Here is an 18026-nt window from a genome sequence, read left to right on the forward strand (position 1 = left end):
CGCGGTCTAGGGCTGTATCCTAATTAACAACGTCCAACAAACGGGGCGCAGTTCACTTTGCGTATCTGGACCGATAAAGGTCTAGAAATTGAAATTGTCCGGATCAGCACCGTTGCGCTTGCCGGTGTTGATGGCGGAGATGGCGGTCATATCATCGACCGATAGGTTGAAGTCGAAGACCTCGAAGTTCTGCTTGATACGCTCGGCATGAGTGGACTTGGGCAGCACGATGATACCGCGCTGGATGTGCCAACGAATCACTACCTGTGCAGCAGACCTGCCGTACTTGGCACCGATTCCGGCCAGTACTGGGTTGCTGAGTAGGTTACCGCCGGTGCCGCCGAGCGGACTCCAAGCTTCAGTGTGAATGCCCTTGGCACGCAGCTGGCCAATAAGCTCTTGATTGGTGAATTGTGGGGAAGACTCAACCTGGTCTACAGCAGGCACCACATCGCTATGGGTCAGTAGCTCATCGATATGATGCTTTTGGAAGTTGCTGACGCCAATGGCCTTGGCACGGCCAGAGGCATAAATCTCCTGCAAGTCGTCCCATGCCTGCTGCCAGCCGTCTGCTGGCCAGTGAATCAGATACAGATCCACATAATCCACGCCCAAGCGGTCGAGGCTTTCTTGGAATGCATCCTTGCCGCGGCGTGCGCGAATATCGTCATTCCACAGCTTGGTGGTCAAGAAGAAATCGCTGCGCGGCACACCAGCACGGCGAATACCTTCACCCACTGAAGCCTCGTTGTGGTAAATCATTGCGGTATCGATATGGCGGTAGCCATTCTCCAGAGCCGTCTGCACCGCGTTCACCGTAGTATCGCCATCCGGTGTCTGGAATACGCCCAAGCCCACCTGCGGGATGACAGTGCCGTTGTTCAGCATAATTGTCGATTGAATTGCCATAATGCCTCACTAGTCGTAGTATTCGTTCAATTTCCCATTCTAGAAACAAGACGATGCAATAAGCCGCGTTTTGCTGGCAAAGAATGATTCTTTTTCAGCGCTACGATGAACGATATGACTACGGAATATGTGGCTGCATTTGATGCGGGGACCACGGCGTTGAAGGGTGCCTTAGTTAATGGGCAGGGTTGCATTGTAGCTAGTGCGAGTAGCGAACTTGACCTTATTATCAACGGTGACTATCGGGAGCAGAGCCCCGATCAATGGTGGCAAGCTTTCTGCTCGGCCTCCAGGCACATGATTGAGCAGGCGCGGCAATCCGAGTCAGAATTCAATGTGACTCGCATTCGTGGCATCATTTTCAGCGGTCAGATGCAGGATGTTATTGCTTTGAACGGCGAGCTCAATCCCGTCCGCAATGCCATTCTGTATTCGGATGGCCGAGCCGAGGAACAGGCCAAGCAACTCGCCGAGACATATCAGGGCGGTGCAGAACGTTTCCTGAACACCGTTGGTAACCGGCTCGAAGGCTGCTTGCCGTTGCCCAAGTTGATGTGGCTGCGTGAACACGAGCCGGAAACGTACGCGCGCATTCGTCATGTATTGATCAGTTCCAAGGACTACTTGATCGCCCAATTAACCGGCGAATGCGTGGGCGATGTGGCGGCTTGTTCCACAGCCGGTGCCATGAATATCCGTAATGGCCAATGGGATGTCGAATTGTGCGAGGCCGCAGGGATCGACATGACCATATTGCCGCAACTGCATAATCCGCAGGACTGCATTAGCATAGTGACGGAATCCGCTGCACAACGCACCGGTTTCTCCGCCGGAACTGCGGTATACACGGGCATTGGAGACGCGGGTGCCACCACACTTGCCAGCGGTGTCAGCCACCCTGGTCAATACAACATCAATATCGGCACCTCAGGCTGGATCGCCACCGTTTCGCCCGAGCCGTTCACTGACAAGCCAGGTGCTGAGAATCTGGCATTTGGCGTGGAAGAAGGCTTCGTGAATGCCGTGCCATTCCTCAACGCCGGTGACGTGCATAAATGGGTTACCGGCGTATTCGCTGATGGCGATTACGCAGAGGCGCATCGTCTTATCGAAACATCCAAACCCGGCTCCAACGGTGTGATGTGCCTGCCCTATTTGGTAGGGGAGCGGTTCCCCGTAATGAACCCGAATATTCGCGGGGCCTATGTAGGCCTCGATCCAGACACCACCAAGGCAGACATGATGCGTGCCGCGCTTGAGGGTGTGGCCTTCTCCATTCGTCAAGGTATGGAAAGTTTTGACGCCAAACCCACCGAGATTTCCCTGATTGGCGGCGGAGCCAGAGAAAATGCGTGGTGCCAGATTCTGGCCGATGTGTTGGAGCATCCTATTGAAGTGTTCGCCAATGCCGATATTCTGCCAGCAGTGGCAATGGCCTCGTTGGTATTCAATGTACCAGACCTGCTGCAATCAGTATGCGAATGCACTGTATACCAGCCGAATCCTGACACCGCACGCACATATGCCGACGCATACCGGCGATTCCTGAGCCTCTACCCAATGCTGCGAACGATGGATTAGGAACTGAGCATCATGAGGCAATCGGCGAATTTGGTCCGCAAACATATAGTGGTCACCGGACTGGTGCAAGGCGTGGGATTCCGTTATTTTACGGTGACTCAGGCACGTCGGCTTGGTGTACAGGGCTGGGTGCGTAATTGCCGCGATGGCTCGGTTGAGCTGGAAGCACAAGGCAGCAGCGACGCAGTGCAAGCCTTGGTTGAGCAATTAGCCATTGGCCCGCGATGGTCCGAAGCGAGTCACGTCGCCGTGCATGACATGCCGATTATCGATGAGACCGCTCGGGCATTTGGCGTGCGTCAATAACCTGTATCACGAACCCACATCACGCACGATAATCTCACGATACGGGTGAACATGGGCGTTCCTCGCCGCTTAGGCCTCGCACATTGCTACGATGGGGCGTTATGAGTGAGAACATCATGCGAATCATTGACCTGCGTGGTCAGAACCTGTCCCGTGCCGAACTGCTCGCCGCGATGCCGCGTGCTGCAATGGGTACTTCCGAAGCCACCGATTTGGTGCGTCCGATTCTGGACGATGTCAAAGAACGCGGCGCCGCTGCCCTGCGCGACTTCGAGGAGAAGTTCGATCACGTGCGTCCCAAGAACCTGCGCGTGCCGGTCGAGGCGATCAAGGACGCCCTGACCACGCTCGACCCCGAAGTGCGCGCCGCCATCGAGGAATCGGTGCGCCGCGCCCGCGCCGTGGCCGCCAACCAGGTGCCGAAGGACTTCTACACCGATCTCGCCGAAGGCGCCCGCGTGGCCGAACGCTGGATTCCGATTCAGCGCGTCGGCCTGTATGTGCCCGGCGGCAAGGCCGTCTACCCGAGCTCCGTCATCATGAACGCTGTGCCGGCCCAGGCCGCCGGCGTCGAATCGCTGGCCATCGCCACCCCGCCCGCCCGCGACAATGAGGAAGGCCTGCCGAACAAGACCATCCTCGCCACCTGCGCCATCCTCGGTGTTGACGAGGTATACGCGGTCGGCGGCGCTCAGGCCATTGCCATGTTCGCATACGGCGCCAAGGGCAGCGAGCCGCAGGACGGCGACATCCTGTGCGATCCGGTTGACAAGATCACCGGCCCGGGCAACATCTTCGTGGCCACCGCCAAGTCGCTGGTCTCCGCATTCGTGGGCATTGACGCGGTTGCCGGCCCCACCGAAATCGGCATCATCGCCGACGAAACCGCCAACCCGAGCCTGCTGGCCGCCGACCTCATCGGCCAGGCCGAGCACGATGAGCTCGCCGGTTCCGTGCTGTTCACCGACTCCACCGAGATTGCCGACAAGGTGCAGGAGAACCTCAAGTACCGCGTGCCGCGTACCGAGCACGCCGAGCGCGTCCACACGTCGCTGTCCGGCACCCAGTCTGCCATCGTGCTGACCGACGGTCTCGACCAGTCCATCGACGCGGCCAACGCCTACGCCGCCGAACACCTTGAGATTCAGACCAAGGATGCCGATGCGGTCGTCAAGCGCATCAAGAACGCCGGTGCCATCTTCCGCGGTCCGTACTCCCCGGTGCCGTTGGGCGACTACATGTCCGGCTCCAACCACGTGCTGCCCACCGGCGGCACCGCCCGCTTCGCCGCAGGCCTCGGCGTGCACACCTTCATGAAGCCGGTCGAAGTCATCGAATACGACGAGGAAGGCCTCAAGGCCCTCGCCGCCCGCATCAACGCCTTCGCGGTATCCGAGGACCTGCCCGCCCACGGCGAGTGCGTGCTCTCCCGCTTCGTCAAGGATCCGTATGACAAGGCCACCCTGCGCGAGCAGGAGAAGGAAGCCGGTCTGCGATGAGCTCGATTCCTGCAAACCTGCCGCTGCGCAACGACCTGATCGGTGAGGAGCCGTACGGCGCTCCCCAGCTGGACGTGCCGGTGTGCCTGAACGTCAACGAGAACCCGTATGCGCCGGACCCGGCCGTATGCGACACCATCGCCAAGCGTGTGCGTGAAATCGCCCCCACACTCAACCGATACCCGGACCGTGAGCACATCGAATTGCGTCAGGCATTCTCCGATTACCTGGCCCGCGAATCCGGTACCCGTCTGGACGTGGACGAGCTGTGGGGTGCCAACGGCTCCAACGAGATCATGCTCCAGCTGTTCCAGGCTTTCGGTGGCCCGGGCCGCACCGCACTCGGTGCCGACCCGACGTACTCCATGTACCCGGAGTACGCCCGCGACACCTTCACCGGTTGGAAGCTCGCCCACCGCAACGCCGACTTCACGCTGAACGTCGACAAGGTGCTTGAGGCCATCGCCGAGGTCAAGCCCTCGATGGTGCTGCTCACTAGCCCAAACAACCCGACCGGCACTCCGTTGCCGATGGAGGATATCGAACGTATTCTCGCCGCCTGCGAAACCGCTGAAGTGGTCGGCGCGGGCGAGGGCGTGCATCCGATTCTCGTCATCGACGAAGCGTACGTGGAATTCCGCAAGCCCGGCACCCCGAGCGCCGTGAGCCTGATCAAGGACCACCCGAACTTGGCCGTCAGCCGCACCATGAGCAAGGCCTTCGCCTTCGCCGGTGCGCGAGTCGGCTACCTGGCCGCGTCCAAGGGCATCATCGACTGCGTGCGTATCGTACGTATGCCGTACCACCTGTCCGCCGTGACTCAGGCCGCCGCACTGGCCGCCTTCGAACACACCGACGAGCAGCTGAGCCGTGTCGAGCACCTGCGCGAAACCCGCGAGGCCACCGCCGCATGGCTCAAGGAACAGACCTACAAGGACCAGCCGCTTGAAGTGGCCGAATCCGGCTCGAACTTCCTGCTGTTCGGCGGGCACTTCGACAAGCGTGAAGCCATCTTCGACGAGCTCCTGAAGCGCGGCGTACTCATCCGCGTGGTCGGACCGGACGGTTGGCTGCGCGTGTGCATGGGCACCGACGAGGAGATGGAAACCTTCCGTAACGCCCTTGTTGAAGTGCTTCGTATAGTGGAAGCAGCATAAGGGACGTTTCTTTCCGATTGCGGCGAGACCCGAAGCGATTCGAGTCCCGCCGCAATCCAATATGACGAATCACACAGGAGACATGATGGCAAGAACCGCGCACATCGTCCGCGAAACCAGCGAATCACACATCGACCTCGAACTGAACCTCGACGGCACAGGCAAAACCGATATCGATACATCCGTGCCGTTCTACAACCATATGATGACCGCGCTCGGCAAGCATTCGCTGATCGACCTGACCATCCACGCCCACGGCGACACCGACATCGACGTGCACCACACTGTGGAAGATACGGCCATCGTGTTCGGCGAAGCTCTGAAGCAGGCTCTCGGCGACAAGAAAGGCATCCGCCGCTTTGCCGACGCCACCGTGCCGCTCGACGAGGCGCTGGCCAAGGCCGTGGTCGACATTTCCGGCCGCCCGTACTGCGTGTGCAGCGGCGAGCCCGAAGGCTACGAATTCTGCATGATCGGCGGCCATTTTACCGGCTCGCTGGTCCGCCACGTCATGGAATCCATCGCCTTCCACGCCGGCATCTGCCTGCACATGCAGGTGCTCGCCGGCCGCGACCCGCACCACATCGCTGAAGCCGAATTCAAGGCGCTGGCCCGTGCGCTGCGCTTCGCCGTGGAAATCGACCCGCGTGTAGACGGCGTGCCCAGCACCAAGGGAGCCCTGTGATGACCGACGACAAGTTCGATCCGGACGAATCGCACTTCTCCGACGAGGAGCTTGAGGCTGCGCTCGCCGGATTCGAGAAAGAATTCGCGGACGATTCGGTATCCGGCGATGCCAGTGATACCAGTGATGCCGATAAAACAGCGGACGCTGCTTCAGCGAAGTCCGATTCCGACGCGAATGATGATACGGCTGATAAGGCTTCCGCTGATTCCGGCCGGCCTATGACCGACGACGTCACCGGGTCCGTTGCGGATGCGGTGAACGAGGCCATGGCCGATGTGGTCGACCCCTCGCTCGGCTTCGACAACGAACTCGCTGGACTGTTGGGTAACAAGGCGAAGGTGGCGCTGATCGTTACCCGTCTTGCCTCCGCCGAACTGTTGGCCGCGTTCTGCCAGCTGTCGGACATCTCCGCCGCATGCATCGGTGCCAATCAGGGGGCCGTCGCGGTGCTGAAGAATCTGGACGGCGACGGCCCGGAAGCCGCAGCCAAGGACCTGACCACCGTGGTATCCGGCATGGCCGTGATTCTTGCAGTCAATCGTGCCGACAAGCTCGAAGTGGCCATGTACGTGCAGGGAGAGGCCGGCCAGAGTTTCGCGCCGCCCGTGCTGTTCACCTCCACACCGCGCTTCGTCGAGGACCTGATGCTCGGCATCGTAACCCTGAACCAACTCAAGACCCAAGGGTTCGAAGTGGTGGATTCCGCTGGACTCGACCATGATCAGGCGATGCAGATTCTCGCCAACCACACTAGGCGCGGACGTGGCGGGCGCGGCTCCCGCATCGAATAGACGCCAACCAAACCAGTAGGGGATAGGAGAGCAGATGACCACAGCGGTTGTTTTCGATTACGGTTTCGGCAATGTACGTTCCATGGTGCGTGCGCTCGCCAATCTTGGCGTCGACACCACCCTCACCTCCGACTACCGGCAGTCGTTGGAGGCCGACGGCCTAGTCGTGCCGGGCGTGGGTGCGTTCGCCGCATGTATGGAAGGACTGAAGAAGGTCGACGGCGACCGTGTGATCTATGATCGCATCCGCGCTGGCCGCCCGGTGCTCGGCGTGTGCGTGGGCGAGCAGATCATGTTCGAACACGGTCTGGAGCACGGTGCCCATGCCGCAGGCATCGGACTGATCGGCGGTTCGGTGAACCTGCTGGACGCCGACGTGGTGCCTCACATGGGATGGGACACGATCGAGGCCGCCCCCGATTCGGTGCTGCTCAACGGCGTGGAGAACGAACGGTTCTACTTCGTGCACTCCTACGCCGCGATGGAAGTGAAGCCGGCGGATACGTCCCGCTTCGACATCGATCTGAGCGATTCGCCCGAACGCGTGAGCTGGTGCTCGTACGGCCGATCGCGCTTTGTGGCCGCCTACGAACACGGCCCGCTGTCCGCCACGCAATTCCACCCGGAAAAGTCCGGGGACGCTGGCTCCCAGCTCCTCAAGAACTGGATCGCCACGCTGTAAAAAAGCATGAAGCTCCCTCTGACGAGGGAGCTCAAATTGTGTATAAGTAACTGAAGAAAGGCTCTTCTTATGTCGTTGACTCTGCTGCCCGCCGTCGATGTACGCGATGGCAAGGCCGTGCGCCTGCGCCAAGGCGAATCCGGTTCCGAAACCGATTACGGTTCGCCGTTCGAGGCCGCCCGTACTTGGGTTGAGGCCGGTGCCGAATGGATTCACCTGGTCGACCTTGATGCCGCTTTCGGTACGGGCAACAATCGCGATCAGCTGCGAGAAATCGTTCATGAGCTCGGCGACCGCGTGAACATCGAACTGTCCGGCGGCGTGCGCGATGACGCTTCGTTGGACGCGGCCCTTGAGGCCGGTGCCGCCCGAGTGAACATCGGCACCGCCGCTTTGGAGAATCCGGATTGGACCGCCTCGGTCATCAAGAAGTACGGCGACCGCGTGGCTGTTGGTCTGGATGTGCGCGGTCACACACTGGCGGCGCGCGGCTGGACGCGCGAAGGCGGCGACCTGTTTGAGACCATGAAGTTCCTTGACTCCGTGGGCTGCTCGCGTTACGTGGTAACCGACGTGGCTAAGGACGGCATGATGTCCGGCCCGAACATTCAATTGCTGAGTGAAGTCGCTGAACGCACCGACGCCAAGGTCACGGCTTCCGGTGGTATCTCCAAGCTGGACGATTTGCGCGCCATCAAGGAACTGGCTGAAATTGGTGTTGATTCTGCCATCCTCGGCAAGTCCCTCTATGCACGTGCGTTCACGCTCCAGGAAGCGCTTGAAGTAGCGAAGTAGGCAAAGGACTCGCCTTAGCGAGACTGTTAATCTACCTTCGCTCAGCTATCGCTTCACTCAGACCCCTCCTACGGACAGCCCATTGGGCTGTCCGCTTAACGGCTCAGCAAGGGAGGTCGCCGGATTTGAGGAGCTTTTTGAAGACGGCGTAGTCTTCATCATTCTGTTCGGCGTAGCTGACGGCGAATGAGGCGATGGCCTGATCGAATTCGTCGGTGCCACCCATGTAATTGGCGATCGCAATCGAATCGCCGGTGCGGGCGTGGGCGTGCGCCAACGACCATGCGCACATGCGTGACAGATCGCTCAATCCCGAAGCGTTGAGATTGTCGATATCAATCGACCCCTTGCCATTCCACAACTGGCGCACGTAATAGTCGCGCGGTCGGCCATCCTCGGCCATAAAGCTCGACCAACCCAACAGCACATCGGCCGTATTCTGAATCAGCTTCTGCCCCTGAACCACGCGCTCACCGTGCGTGGCGTACGGCGACGCGCCGCAGTAATGCTCGAGCACGGAATACGTGGCCTCCTTCATCTGAATCATCATCGGATCGTCGATATCACGCGCGATCCACACCGACGTCCACGCGCGCTGGCCCACCGAGCCCACGCCCACCACCTTGCGGGCCGCGTCCTGATAGCGCAAATGATCGAACACCCAACGGCGATCGTCGTACAGGGAATGCCGGTAGCTCTCGAACAGCGTGTCTATACGTGCCTGCAACGCATCCAAGTCGGCGTAATCATCCAGCTGATTGATCGGCACCAGCTCGGGCGGATTGGATTTGAACCTGAGCTTGCCGCTCTCATAACGGCACAGTTTGGCCGCCGCCGCGTCGTTATCCTTCAGCAGCGCCTTCATGGCCGCCTCGCGCAGCACACGGCTGCGTTTGGAACCGGTGGTCTCGAAGCGGTCGAGCGTCTCCTCCACGTCCAGGTGCTCGTACCACGCGTCAAGGTAATCCATTTCGGAGAACCACTTCATGCGTGTGCGGTACGTGTGTACGCACTGGACCACGGCGGCGCGACGGTCCTTCTCCTTGATTTTGTTGGCGCGTCCGCAGATCTCCACCGAGGCGGCGAGACGTTTCAGATCCCATTCCCACGGGCCGATAGCGGTTTCGTCGAAATCATTGATATCGAACACCAGACGGGCGGAAGGGGAGCGGAAAATGCCGAAATTGCCGATATGCGCGTCGCCCACGCACTGCACCGGAATGCCAGTGACCGGCGTGGAAGCCAGGTCATTGGTCATGATGAGCACGGTGCCCCGGTAGAAGGTGAAGGGGCTGGCGCTCATACGCTTGTAACGCAGCGGAATCAGATCCGGTACGCGAATCGCGGACTGCTCCTCCAAAAGGCTGATCGCCTCACGCCGGCCCTCCTTGACCTTCCAGATGGCATGTGCGTCCAGCGGCGCCTTGGTACGAGTGGCGATGCCGGCGCGCGAACGGTCGCGCGGGTCGGTGGCCTGTGTCCAGCTGGTCACGTCGACGGGCGGATTGGCGGATGGGGTGAGATGATCTTCGCTCATAGTCACTACCATAGTGCCGTGCCGGCATGGGCCTGAACCATGCCTGACATGCGGACCGGGGCATGTTGATGAAATCTCGCGACTCGCAGGTGACGAACAGTGAGATGTTAACGCCCTTCGTAACACGGTTATGGAACGATAGGCGACTATGGATAAACAGCAGGAGTTTGCGCTGCGCACGGTCGAAGAACGCGACGTGCGCTTTATTCGTCTGTGGTTCACGGACGTGTTGGGAACACTGAAGTCCGTGGCGATTGCTCCGGCCGAACTGGAAGCCGCGTTTGAGGAGGGTCTCGGCTTCGACGGTTCCGCCATCGAGGGCATGACCCGCGTGTCCGAAGACGATATGATCGTTCAACCCGATCCCTCGACGTTCCAGATCCTGCCGTGGCGCGGTGGCCCGCAAGGTACCGCCCGCATGTTCTGCGACATTCTGACCCCGGACGGCGAGCCTTCGCTCGGCGATCCACGTCACGTGTTGAAGCGCACGCTCGCCAAAGCCAAGGACAAGGGCTTCACGTTCTACGTGCATCCGGAAATCGAGTTCTACCTGTTCGAAAGCCAGGACGACTGGTCCAAGGCCCCGACCCCGATCGACGAGGGCGGCTACTTCGACCACGTGCCGCGCAGCCCAGGCATGGACTTCCGCCGCGCCACCGTGAACATGCTCGAGCAAATGGGCATCTCGGTGGAATACTCGCACCATGAGGCGGGGCCAGGCCAGAACGAGATCGATCTGCGATACGCGGACGCGCTCACCATGGCCGACAACATCATGACATTCCGTACGGTGGTCAAGGAGATTTCCTTGGAGCGTGGCATTCACGCCAGCTTCATGCCCAAGCCCCTGGCCGACGCGCCCGGTTCCGGCATGCACACGCACCTGAGCCTGTTCGAAGGCGATTCCAACGCCTTCTACGAGGCCGGTCAGGAGTTCAACATGTCCCTGACCGCCCGCCAGTTCGCCGCCGGCATCCTGTACCATGCGGCCGAAATCTGCGCGGTCACCGACCAGTACGTCAACTCGTACAAGCGCCTGTGGGGCGGTAACGAGGCACCAAGCTACATCTGCTGGGGCCACAACAACCGTTCCGCGCTGCTGCGTATCCCGCAGTACAAGCCGGGCAAGGGCAACTCCGCGCGCATGGAGTTCCGTGCGCTCGACCCGGTGGCCAACCCATACCTTGCCTACTCGGTGCTGCTGGCCGCCGGTCTCGACGGCATCGATAAGCAGATGCAGCTGGGCGAACCCACCAGTGATGACGTGTGGGAGCTCACCGACGGCGAACGTCAGGCTATGGGCATTCAGCCGCTGCCGCGCTCGCTGGACGAGGCGCTGAAGATCATGGAGAAATCCGATTTCGTGGCCGACGTGCTCGGCGAACACGCCTTCGGCTACTTCCTGGACAACAAGCACCAGGAATGGGAGGAGTACAACCAGCAGGTCACGCCTTACGAGCTGAAGAAGTATCTGCCGAAGCTGTAATCGCAAGCGTTGCACATGTGCCAAACCCCGTCGATGATTGGTCATCGGCGGGGTTTTCTATGGCGTGTCGTGGTGGTGGGTAGTGGGCAGAGGTGGGAATAACGTTGTCGCTGAGTTGGTACGAAAAAACGATTGACATAACCGACGAATCAGCTTGTAGTACGAGCGAGAGCACTCAAGAGAGCACCCATGACGAACGCACCTGCGAACACCGCGCGTACCGGCCGGCACTTGGGTGGCCGATACCTTTGGTTGGCGTGTCACCTTTGCCTTGGTCTCGGTGCTCACCGCCGTGCTGATGGCATCGATGGCAGTGTCTCTGCCACGCAACTCGCATCCGGCGAAGATCGGTTTCCTGAGGCAATTCCGCCTGTTCTTCGACCGCCGCATCCAGCTCGGCGTGGCGGATGTGGTCTTCGGCGCAGCCGCCTCCTATGTCTTCTACACGTATCTTTCGCCGATCATGCGCGACGAAATCGGCGTGCCCGAACGCTATATCAGCATCGGCTTGGTGATTTACGGCTGCGCCTGCCTGTGGAGCAACCTGTACGGCGGCAAGCTGGCCGACAAAGGTCATGGCGTGGAACCATTGACCCACATTCGACCGATCTACTGCGTGCAGGCCGTCTGCCTGTGTCTGCTGGCTTTCGCCTCGCTGCTGGCGGTTGGTGCCACGACCCTGCTGCGTCCATACGTCGAACGCTGACAGTGTTGGCCGAGTCCAATCGGACAAGACCGGTCAGCTGCCGTTATCAGCTTCGCGGCGAACCGAACCAGCTGGTGTAGATAAGCGCGAAGTTGCGGTTGCCATAACTGGAGCAGGAATCGCCGGTACCGTTGCCAGCGGCCAGTGCGGCGATGTTCGGCTGGTAGGGCGTATAGATGTAGAGCAGGGCGGTCGCCTTGTTCTCGATATACACTTGTGCGCCGCCGCATGCCGCGTTCGGATGATATTGGATGTAGTTGAGATTGTGCGCCGTATACCCGTACTGTTCCTCGTGCTCGAGATAGTAACGGTACCGCTTGGCCGCGCCATACACCTGCCGAAAGAATCCGGCATAGGCGGGATCGCAGTCGGCGGTATCCGGACAGTTCAACCCCATCGCCGCCATAAGCTGATAGTCGCTGGGATCGACGGCAGTGACCAGATGCTGCTCCTTCTGCATCACGGTGAGCAGCACTTTCTGGCTCACCTTGCAGGCGCGGGCCGACTGGTCGATGATTGCCGCCGCCGACTCGCCTTTGGTGCCTGTATAGTCCGCGCACAGGCCTTCGCCTGACTCGTTCGATGTGTCGAAGGTCATCGCGGCCAGCGAGCCACCTTGTGTGTCCAAAAACGATTGGACTTCGGCCTGACTCATCGCCGAACCGTTGAAGAACTGACCATCCGAAATAATATTGCCCGGATTGAAATCGTATGTTCGCGTCAGTTCCAGCTGTGCCGCCTCGGCTGCGCGAACCTGTGCCCGCCAGTTTGTGAAACGAACCAGCCCGGCCACCAGCGCTACGACAACGACCACCGCCACCGTGGGAATCAGCACCATCTTGATACGGGTCGGCCAGTTCGCCTTACGCCAGGAACGCTTCAGAACATTGATCGGACCGTGCCTACGATTGCGTTTCCTGTTCCGATTGCCGAGGCGTCCGCGCACTTGCCCACGCTGTGATGACGGCTTGCGCGTGCGCTGGCGCGTGGCCTGGCGACTTGTTTGCCGTCCGGTCACGCCAGCGCTTTCTTGATACGGTTGAGCGAAGCCGGCCCCTTGGTGCCAAGCTCCTGCGCCCATAGGGACACGTAGAACTCTTCAAGCATCCAACGGGCCTGTTCGGCCTGCTTCATCAATGCCTCATGCTTCGGGCCGGCCGGCTCCGCCTTGGCACGGGCCAACGCCTTATCAACCACCTGACGGGCCTCGTCGGCCTGCCAAGCCCACTTGACATCACGGTTCTTATCGGTTTTCGCCTTATTGAGTCGGCTCAGATCGGCTCTCAAATATCGGCTCAACGACTTCAGCGCATCCGGGGGAGTGCGCCCGATGAATCCGGGGTAGACGAGCGTGGCGATATGGTCGCGAATCGACTGCAACACCGAAAGCATCGGCAGATCAGCCTTGCCGCCAGTGGCCTTGTCGACCTCGGCATAAGCCTTGAGCACGGCGATCACGTCATGCGCCACCTGATAGACGGTGTCCTCGTACACTTCGCGCACATCGAGCACCGCATTGGCTAACGCCTCATCGTCCGAGAGCCTGTCGACATTCGGCATCAGCCGTTTGACCGTGGCCAGCTGCAGGTCTTCGACCAGATCCTTGGTGGACTTGTACGGAGCAGAAGCCAGCATCAACGCCTCGGTACCCAGCCAGCGCGACGAAATGCGTTCGGCCGGCAATCGCAACGCATCCAATGCGCCACGCCAGAGCATCGTGGCCCGGGACTCGGTGGTGGCACCCGCCTTATGCAACAGGTTCGCCTGACTGACCAGCTTGCCCTGTTCTCCAGCCTGATCGGCCTGCTTCTTGACCATTTGACGGGCCGACGCCTCCGCCTGCGCGGCGAACTTGCGTTGCAGCGCCTTCAGATCCTTGGACACACCCAGCACCTTGATGGGGCCGCGCGCATGCCGGCGTCCACGAGGGTGCTTGCCGGCCGGCAGTTGCTGCTCCACCGAGAACGTGACTCTGAGATACGGGGAAAGACGCTCGACCAGTTCCGGCCCCAACACTTCGGGATGAATCTGCGCACCCTTGGTGGCGATGGCCGCCTTGGTGAACACATGTGCCAGATCGGGCCAGCCAACGGTCGTGCCATCCTCATCCACCGGCGGCAGATTCGGCTTCTGCTGCGAGCCCGAGCCCGGCAGATCCGGGTAATGCTCGTCGATCCAGTCACGAATCGCACGCGCGGCATCCGGGGCTGGCACGAACTGGACGCGCAGCTGCTTGGGTAGCGCCTTGATCATCGACAGGATCAGCTCATCCAACAGACCCGGCACATTCCATGTGAACTGGTCGGGCGTGATACGCGAGAGCGCCTTCAACGGCACATGCACGGTGACGCCGTCGGCCGGGTCGGCCGGATCGTACACGTAGCTCAGACGCAGGTCGATGGGTTGGCCGTCCGATCCGGTCGTATGCCAATGGTCGGGGTAATCGTCCAGACTCACCGAATCGCTGGATGCCAGACGCTCCACCTTGGCCGGGTCGAAATCAAGCAGATTCGGCTGACGGTCATGCTCGGACTTCCACCATTTCGCCAGATCGGCCACGCTGGTCACATCGTTGGGAATGACCGCGTTGTAGAAGTCGAACAGATCCTCGTCGGACACGGTATCCGCCAGCTGGCGGGTGCGGCTCGCATCATCGGCGGCATCCTCGAGAATGTCGCGGTTTTTGCCCACGAAGTCGTCGTAACTGAAACGCTGCTGAATATCGCCCTCGACCAGACCCTGGCGAATCAGGAAGTCGCGCGCCTCAAGTGGATTGATGCGTCCCCACTGCACGGCACGGTCCTGTACGATCGGCAGACCATACAGCAGCACGCGCGCGGTGGCCACAGCCGAGCCACGCGAACCCGACCAGTGCGGATCCGCATACGTGGTGCGGGTCAATTGGCCGGCCAACGGTTCGGCCCACGCGGGGTCGATGGCCGCCGAATAGCGGGCCCACAGGCGAGAGGTTTCCACCAGTTCGGTGCTCATCACCCATGACGGGGTCTTCTTGGCCACGGCGGAAGCGGGGAACAGGGCGAAACGGGTGCCGCGTGCGCCCTGATAATCGTTCTTCGACTGCTTCTGGGCGCGTTTCATCGCACGGGCGCGCGCCGAACCGGTCAGCCCCGCGAAATCGGAGGCCTTGGGCTCGCGCACCACCTGCATGCCCATCATCGACAGCAATCCGGCGAGCATCGACTTGTGGATGCCGTCCGCATCCCACGCGCAGCACAGCGAATGCGCGGCCTGCTGATTCAACGGCAGCTGGCGGATCTCCAAGCCTGGGCGGGAGGCGGGCAGCGGGTCGCCGACCTTGAACTTCAGCTCCTTGCACATCTGGCGTAGCTGGGAGACGAGATCTTTCCACTGGCGCATCCTCAGCCAGCTGAAATACTCGGTTTTGCAGATACGGCGCAGCGCGTTGTTGCTCGGGTCGCCGTCTGCTTGGAACACGCGGTCCCAGATATTCAGGGCCGTCAGGAAGTCGGAGGTCTCATCCGCATACCGGTTGTGGATGCGGTCGGCATCCTCACGCTTGTCGTCCGGGCGTTCACGTGGGTCCTGCAAGCTCAGGAACGCCACGACCACGAGCACCTGGGCCAGAAGATTCGGCGAACCGGTTTTCGCGGCCTCGATAACCATACGTCCCAGACGCACGTCGATGGGGATGCGCGCCAGCTGACGACCGGTATGGGTGAGCGTCACCTCGCCGCGCTTGCGGCCGATGGCCTTGAGCTCGGTGAGCTCATTGAAACCGTCCGACACGGCCTTCATATCCGGCGGATCGATGAACCCGAAGTTCGTGACGTCCTCGGCCGTGCGGGCCACGCCCACCGACAGCATGTGGAGTACCACGGCACCCAGCGAGGTACGCAGGATTTCCGGCTCGGTGAAGCGCGGACGGGTCTCGTAATCCTCACGCGAATACAGGCGGATCGCGATGCCGTCGGCCACACGGCCGCATCGGCCGGACCTCTGGTCGGCACTGGCCTGGCTGATCGGCTCGATCGGCAGACGCTGAACCTTTGCGGTCTTCGAATACCGGGAGATACGGGCGGAACCGGGGTCCACCACATACCGGATACCGGGCACGGTCAGCGAGGTCTCAGCCACATTGGTGGCAATGACGATGCGCTGGTGAAGGTGCGATTCAAACACCTTATGCTGGTCGGCGGCGGACAGTCGCGCGAACAGCGGCATGATCTCGATGGCATCCGGCCGGCGCATGTCGTCGGCGCGCGGGCCGTAATGATGCCGCAGTGCGGCCTCGAACTCGTGGATGTCGCGCTCGCCGGAGGCGAAGACCAGAATATCGCGGGGACCGCGCTCGTGGGAGGAGTGAATCACCAGCTCGGCGCAGGCTCGAGCCACGGCGGTAGGCATATCGGTGATGCCGTCATCGGCATAGGAGGCACCGGACCGGCCGCGGGGCCGGTCGGAATCGGATTCCGCGATGGCGCTGGCCAGCTCGTCGTAATCGGCGTCGCCGGGGCGGGCGCCCACCGCGAATCCCGGCACTTCGCGCATCAACGCGGGCGCGGTGCCAAGCGGCTCGTAGACCACCTGCACGGGGAAGGTGCGGCCGGAAACCTCGATTACCGGCACCTTCTCATGCAAGGCGTGCTCGAAATGCTCCTGGAACTTGACCGAATCGATGGTCGCGGAGGTAATGATGAGCTTCAGATCGCGGCGCTGAGGCAGCAGTGCCGTCAGATAGCCGAGCAGAAAGTCGATGTTAAGACTGCGCTCATGCGCCTCGTCGATGATGATCGTATCGTATCGGGTGAGTTTCGGATCGCGCTGGATCTGGGCGAGCAGAATACCGTCGGTCACGACCCTCAATCGTGTGCCGGGCGAGCTTTCGTCGGTGAAACGCACCTGATAGCCGACCTCGTCACCGAGCTTCACGCCCATCTCCGAGGCGATACGTTCGGCCACCGTGCGTGCGGCGATACGGCGAGGCTGGGTGTGCACGATCTGCTTGCCGTGCGTGCCACGGCCAAGCTCAAGCAGGATTTTCGGCAGCTGTGTGGTTTTGCCCGAACCGGTCTGGCCGGACACAATAACGACTTGGGAACGTTTGACCGCGCTGGCTATCTCATCACGCGCGGCAGATACGGGAAGTTCTGCGGGATACTCATATTTCATGACGAACTTCAATGATACGGAAGCCCTTGGAGCTCGCGTATTTGCTCGCAGTGAACCCCTCGCCGAGCGCATCGTCCAGCCAGGGGATCAGCGAATCGGAACCGAGATTCTTCTGCACTACGAGATAGGCGGCACCGCCCACCTTGAGCTTCGGCAGCCAAGCCATAAGCAATGTATGCAGCGCTTCCTTGCCGACTCGGATCGGTGGGTTCGACCAAATCACATCAAACGTGAGGTCGCTCGGCACCGTCTCGCAGAACGCCGGCTGGTTCTCGGCAGGCAGGGGAGTGCTGGACTCGTCCACCTGAGCCGTATGAATGTTCGTGTGGCCGTTCGCCTGTGCGTTGGCATGGGTCAGGTCCACCGCGCGCTCGTTGACATCCACCGCCCACACGTTCGCTTCGGGCGACTCAAACGCCAATGTCAGGGCGATAGGGCCCCAGCCGCAGCCCAAATCCAGAAAATCGCCGGTAAGCGGCGGCTCGGGCGCATGCTTCAGCAATACCGACGTACCGAGGTCCACGCGCGAGCCGGAGAACACGCCGTTCGACACCTGAGCGGTCGCCTCATGGCCGCGCAACGTTACGTTCAATGTGCGGCGCACATCCTTCGATGCGGGTTCCGCAGAGAAATACTGTTCTGCCATGGTCGCTCCATTTCTGCGGGATTCGCCGCTCTCGTATGCCGACCTGTATCAGCCGGCCTATGCCGGTACGTGCCGATCTATGCCAGCATGTC

General features: G+C 60.9%; 14 protein-coding genes and 1 pseudogene. 10 read left to right on the top strand and 5 right to left on the bottom strand.

The features are described 5' to 3' along the window. Window positions 1-81: 81 nt before the first annotated feature. Window positions 82-909, bottom strand: coding sequence for an aldo/keto reductase (locus Q5H31_RS05200; protein ID WP_131214911.1), 828 nt, complete (start codon window positions 907-909; stop codon window positions 82-84). Window positions 910-1014: 105 nt separating this feature from the next. On the opposite strand from Q5H31_RS05200, the gene Q5H31_RS05205 reads away from it, so the two are divergent. The 8 genes from Q5H31_RS05205 (at window position 1015) to priA (ending at window position 8408) form a co-directional block, all read left to right on the top strand. Beyond that, a complete protein-coding gene (locus Q5H31_RS05205) occupies window positions 1015-2490 on the top strand; it encodes an FGGY-family carbohydrate kinase (protein ID WP_193020049.1) in 1476 nt (491 codons plus the stop codon). A gap of 12 nt (window positions 2491-2502) precedes the next feature. Continuing rightward, window positions 2503-2796, top strand: coding sequence for an acylphosphatase (locus Q5H31_RS05210; protein WP_060662257.1), 294 nt, complete (start codon window positions 2503-2505; stop codon window positions 2794-2796). A 101-nt stretch (window positions 2797-2897) separates the two neighbouring features. Then, window positions 2898-4295 (top strand): histidinol dehydrogenase, encoded by a 1398-nt coding sequence (gene hisD, locus Q5H31_RS05215; protein ID WP_060662256.1) that lies wholly within the window; start codon window positions 2898-2900, stop codon window positions 4293-4295. Next, window positions 4292-5452 (top strand): histidinol-phosphate transaminase, encoded by a 1161-nt coding sequence (locus Q5H31_RS05220; protein ID WP_007052518.1) that lies wholly within the window; start codon window positions 4292-4294, stop codon window positions 5450-5452. Before hisD ends, Q5H31_RS05220 begins: the two co-directional genes overlap by 4 nt. An 85-nt stretch (window positions 5453-5537) precedes the next feature. After that, entirely contained in the window at window positions 5538-6137 is a 600-nt protein-coding gene (hisB, locus tag Q5H31_RS05225) for an imidazoleglycerol-phosphate dehydratase HisB (RefSeq protein ID WP_007052519.1), read from the top strand. After that, window positions 6137-6931, top strand: coding sequence for a hypothetical protein (locus Q5H31_RS05230; protein WP_021975231.1), 795 nt, complete (start codon window positions 6137-6139; stop codon window positions 6929-6931). The genes hisB and Q5H31_RS05230 overlap by 1 nt, the downstream gene beginning before the upstream one ends. 34 nt (window positions 6932-6965) lie before the next feature. Then, window positions 6966-7613: an imidazole glycerol phosphate synthase subunit HisH gene (gene hisH, locus Q5H31_RS05235; protein WP_007054384.1), complete on the top strand. Its 648-nt coding sequence runs from the start codon at window positions 6966-6968 to the stop codon at window positions 7611-7613. A gap of 69 nt (window positions 7614-7682) precedes the next feature. After that, window positions 7683-8408, top strand: coding sequence for a bifunctional 1-(5-phosphoribosyl)-5-((5-phosphoribosylamino)methylideneamino)imidazole-4-carboxamide isomerase/phosphoribosylanthranilate isomerase PriA (gene priA / locus Q5H31_RS05240; protein ID WP_007054385.1), 726 nt, complete (start codon window positions 7683-7685; stop codon window positions 8406-8408). Window positions 8409-8511: 103 nt separating this feature from the next. On the opposite strand, the gene Q5H31_RS05245 is transcribed toward priA, so the two are convergent. Next, entirely contained in the window at window positions 8512-9945 is a 1434-nt protein-coding gene (locus Q5H31_RS05245) for a DUF2252 domain-containing protein (RefSeq protein WP_007052523.1), read from the bottom strand. A 148-nt stretch (window positions 9946-10093) separates the two neighbouring features. Between Q5H31_RS05245 and glnA the strand changes: the two genes are divergently transcribed. Further along, window positions 10094-11431, top strand: coding sequence for a type I glutamate--ammonia ligase (gene glnA, locus Q5H31_RS05250; RefSeq protein WP_007052524.1), 1338 nt, complete (start codon window positions 10094-10096; stop codon window positions 11429-11431). A 217-nt stretch (window positions 11432-11648) separates the two neighbouring features. Beyond that, window positions 11649-12104: pseudogene (locus Q5H31_RS05255) on the top strand (MFS transporter); the annotation flags it as partial. Between the two features lie 79 nt (window positions 12105-12183). Here Q5H31_RS05255 and Q5H31_RS05260 read toward each other — a convergent pair. Genes Q5H31_RS05260 through Q5H31_RS05270 form a run of 3 tightly spaced genes read right to left on the bottom strand, consistent with a single transcriptional unit; the run spans window position 12184 to window position 17934 of the window. Further along, window positions 12184-13155, bottom strand: coding sequence for a hemagglutinin (locus Q5H31_RS05260; RefSeq protein ID WP_302457560.1), 972 nt, complete (start codon window positions 13153-13155; stop codon window positions 12184-12186). Further along, complete coding sequence (locus tag Q5H31_RS05265; protein WP_302457561.1) at window positions 13152-17288, bottom strand: DUF3418 domain-containing protein; 4137 nt, start codon at window positions 17286-17288, stop codon at window positions 13152-13154. The genes Q5H31_RS05260 and Q5H31_RS05265 overlap by 4 nt, the downstream gene beginning before the upstream one ends. Continuing rightward, on the bottom strand, window positions 17278-17934 hold the full coding sequence (locus Q5H31_RS05270; RefSeq protein WP_007054390.1) for a class I SAM-dependent methyltransferase: 657 nt from the start codon (window positions 17932-17934) through the stop codon (window positions 17278-17280). Before Q5H31_RS05270 ends, Q5H31_RS05265 begins: the two co-directional genes overlap by 11 nt. Window positions 17935-18026: the final 92 nt, after the last annotated feature.

Source organism: uncultured Bifidobacterium sp., assembly GCF_959020155.1.
Taxonomy (GTDB): domain Bacteria; phylum Actinomycetota; class Actinomycetes; order Actinomycetales; family Bifidobacteriaceae; genus Bifidobacterium.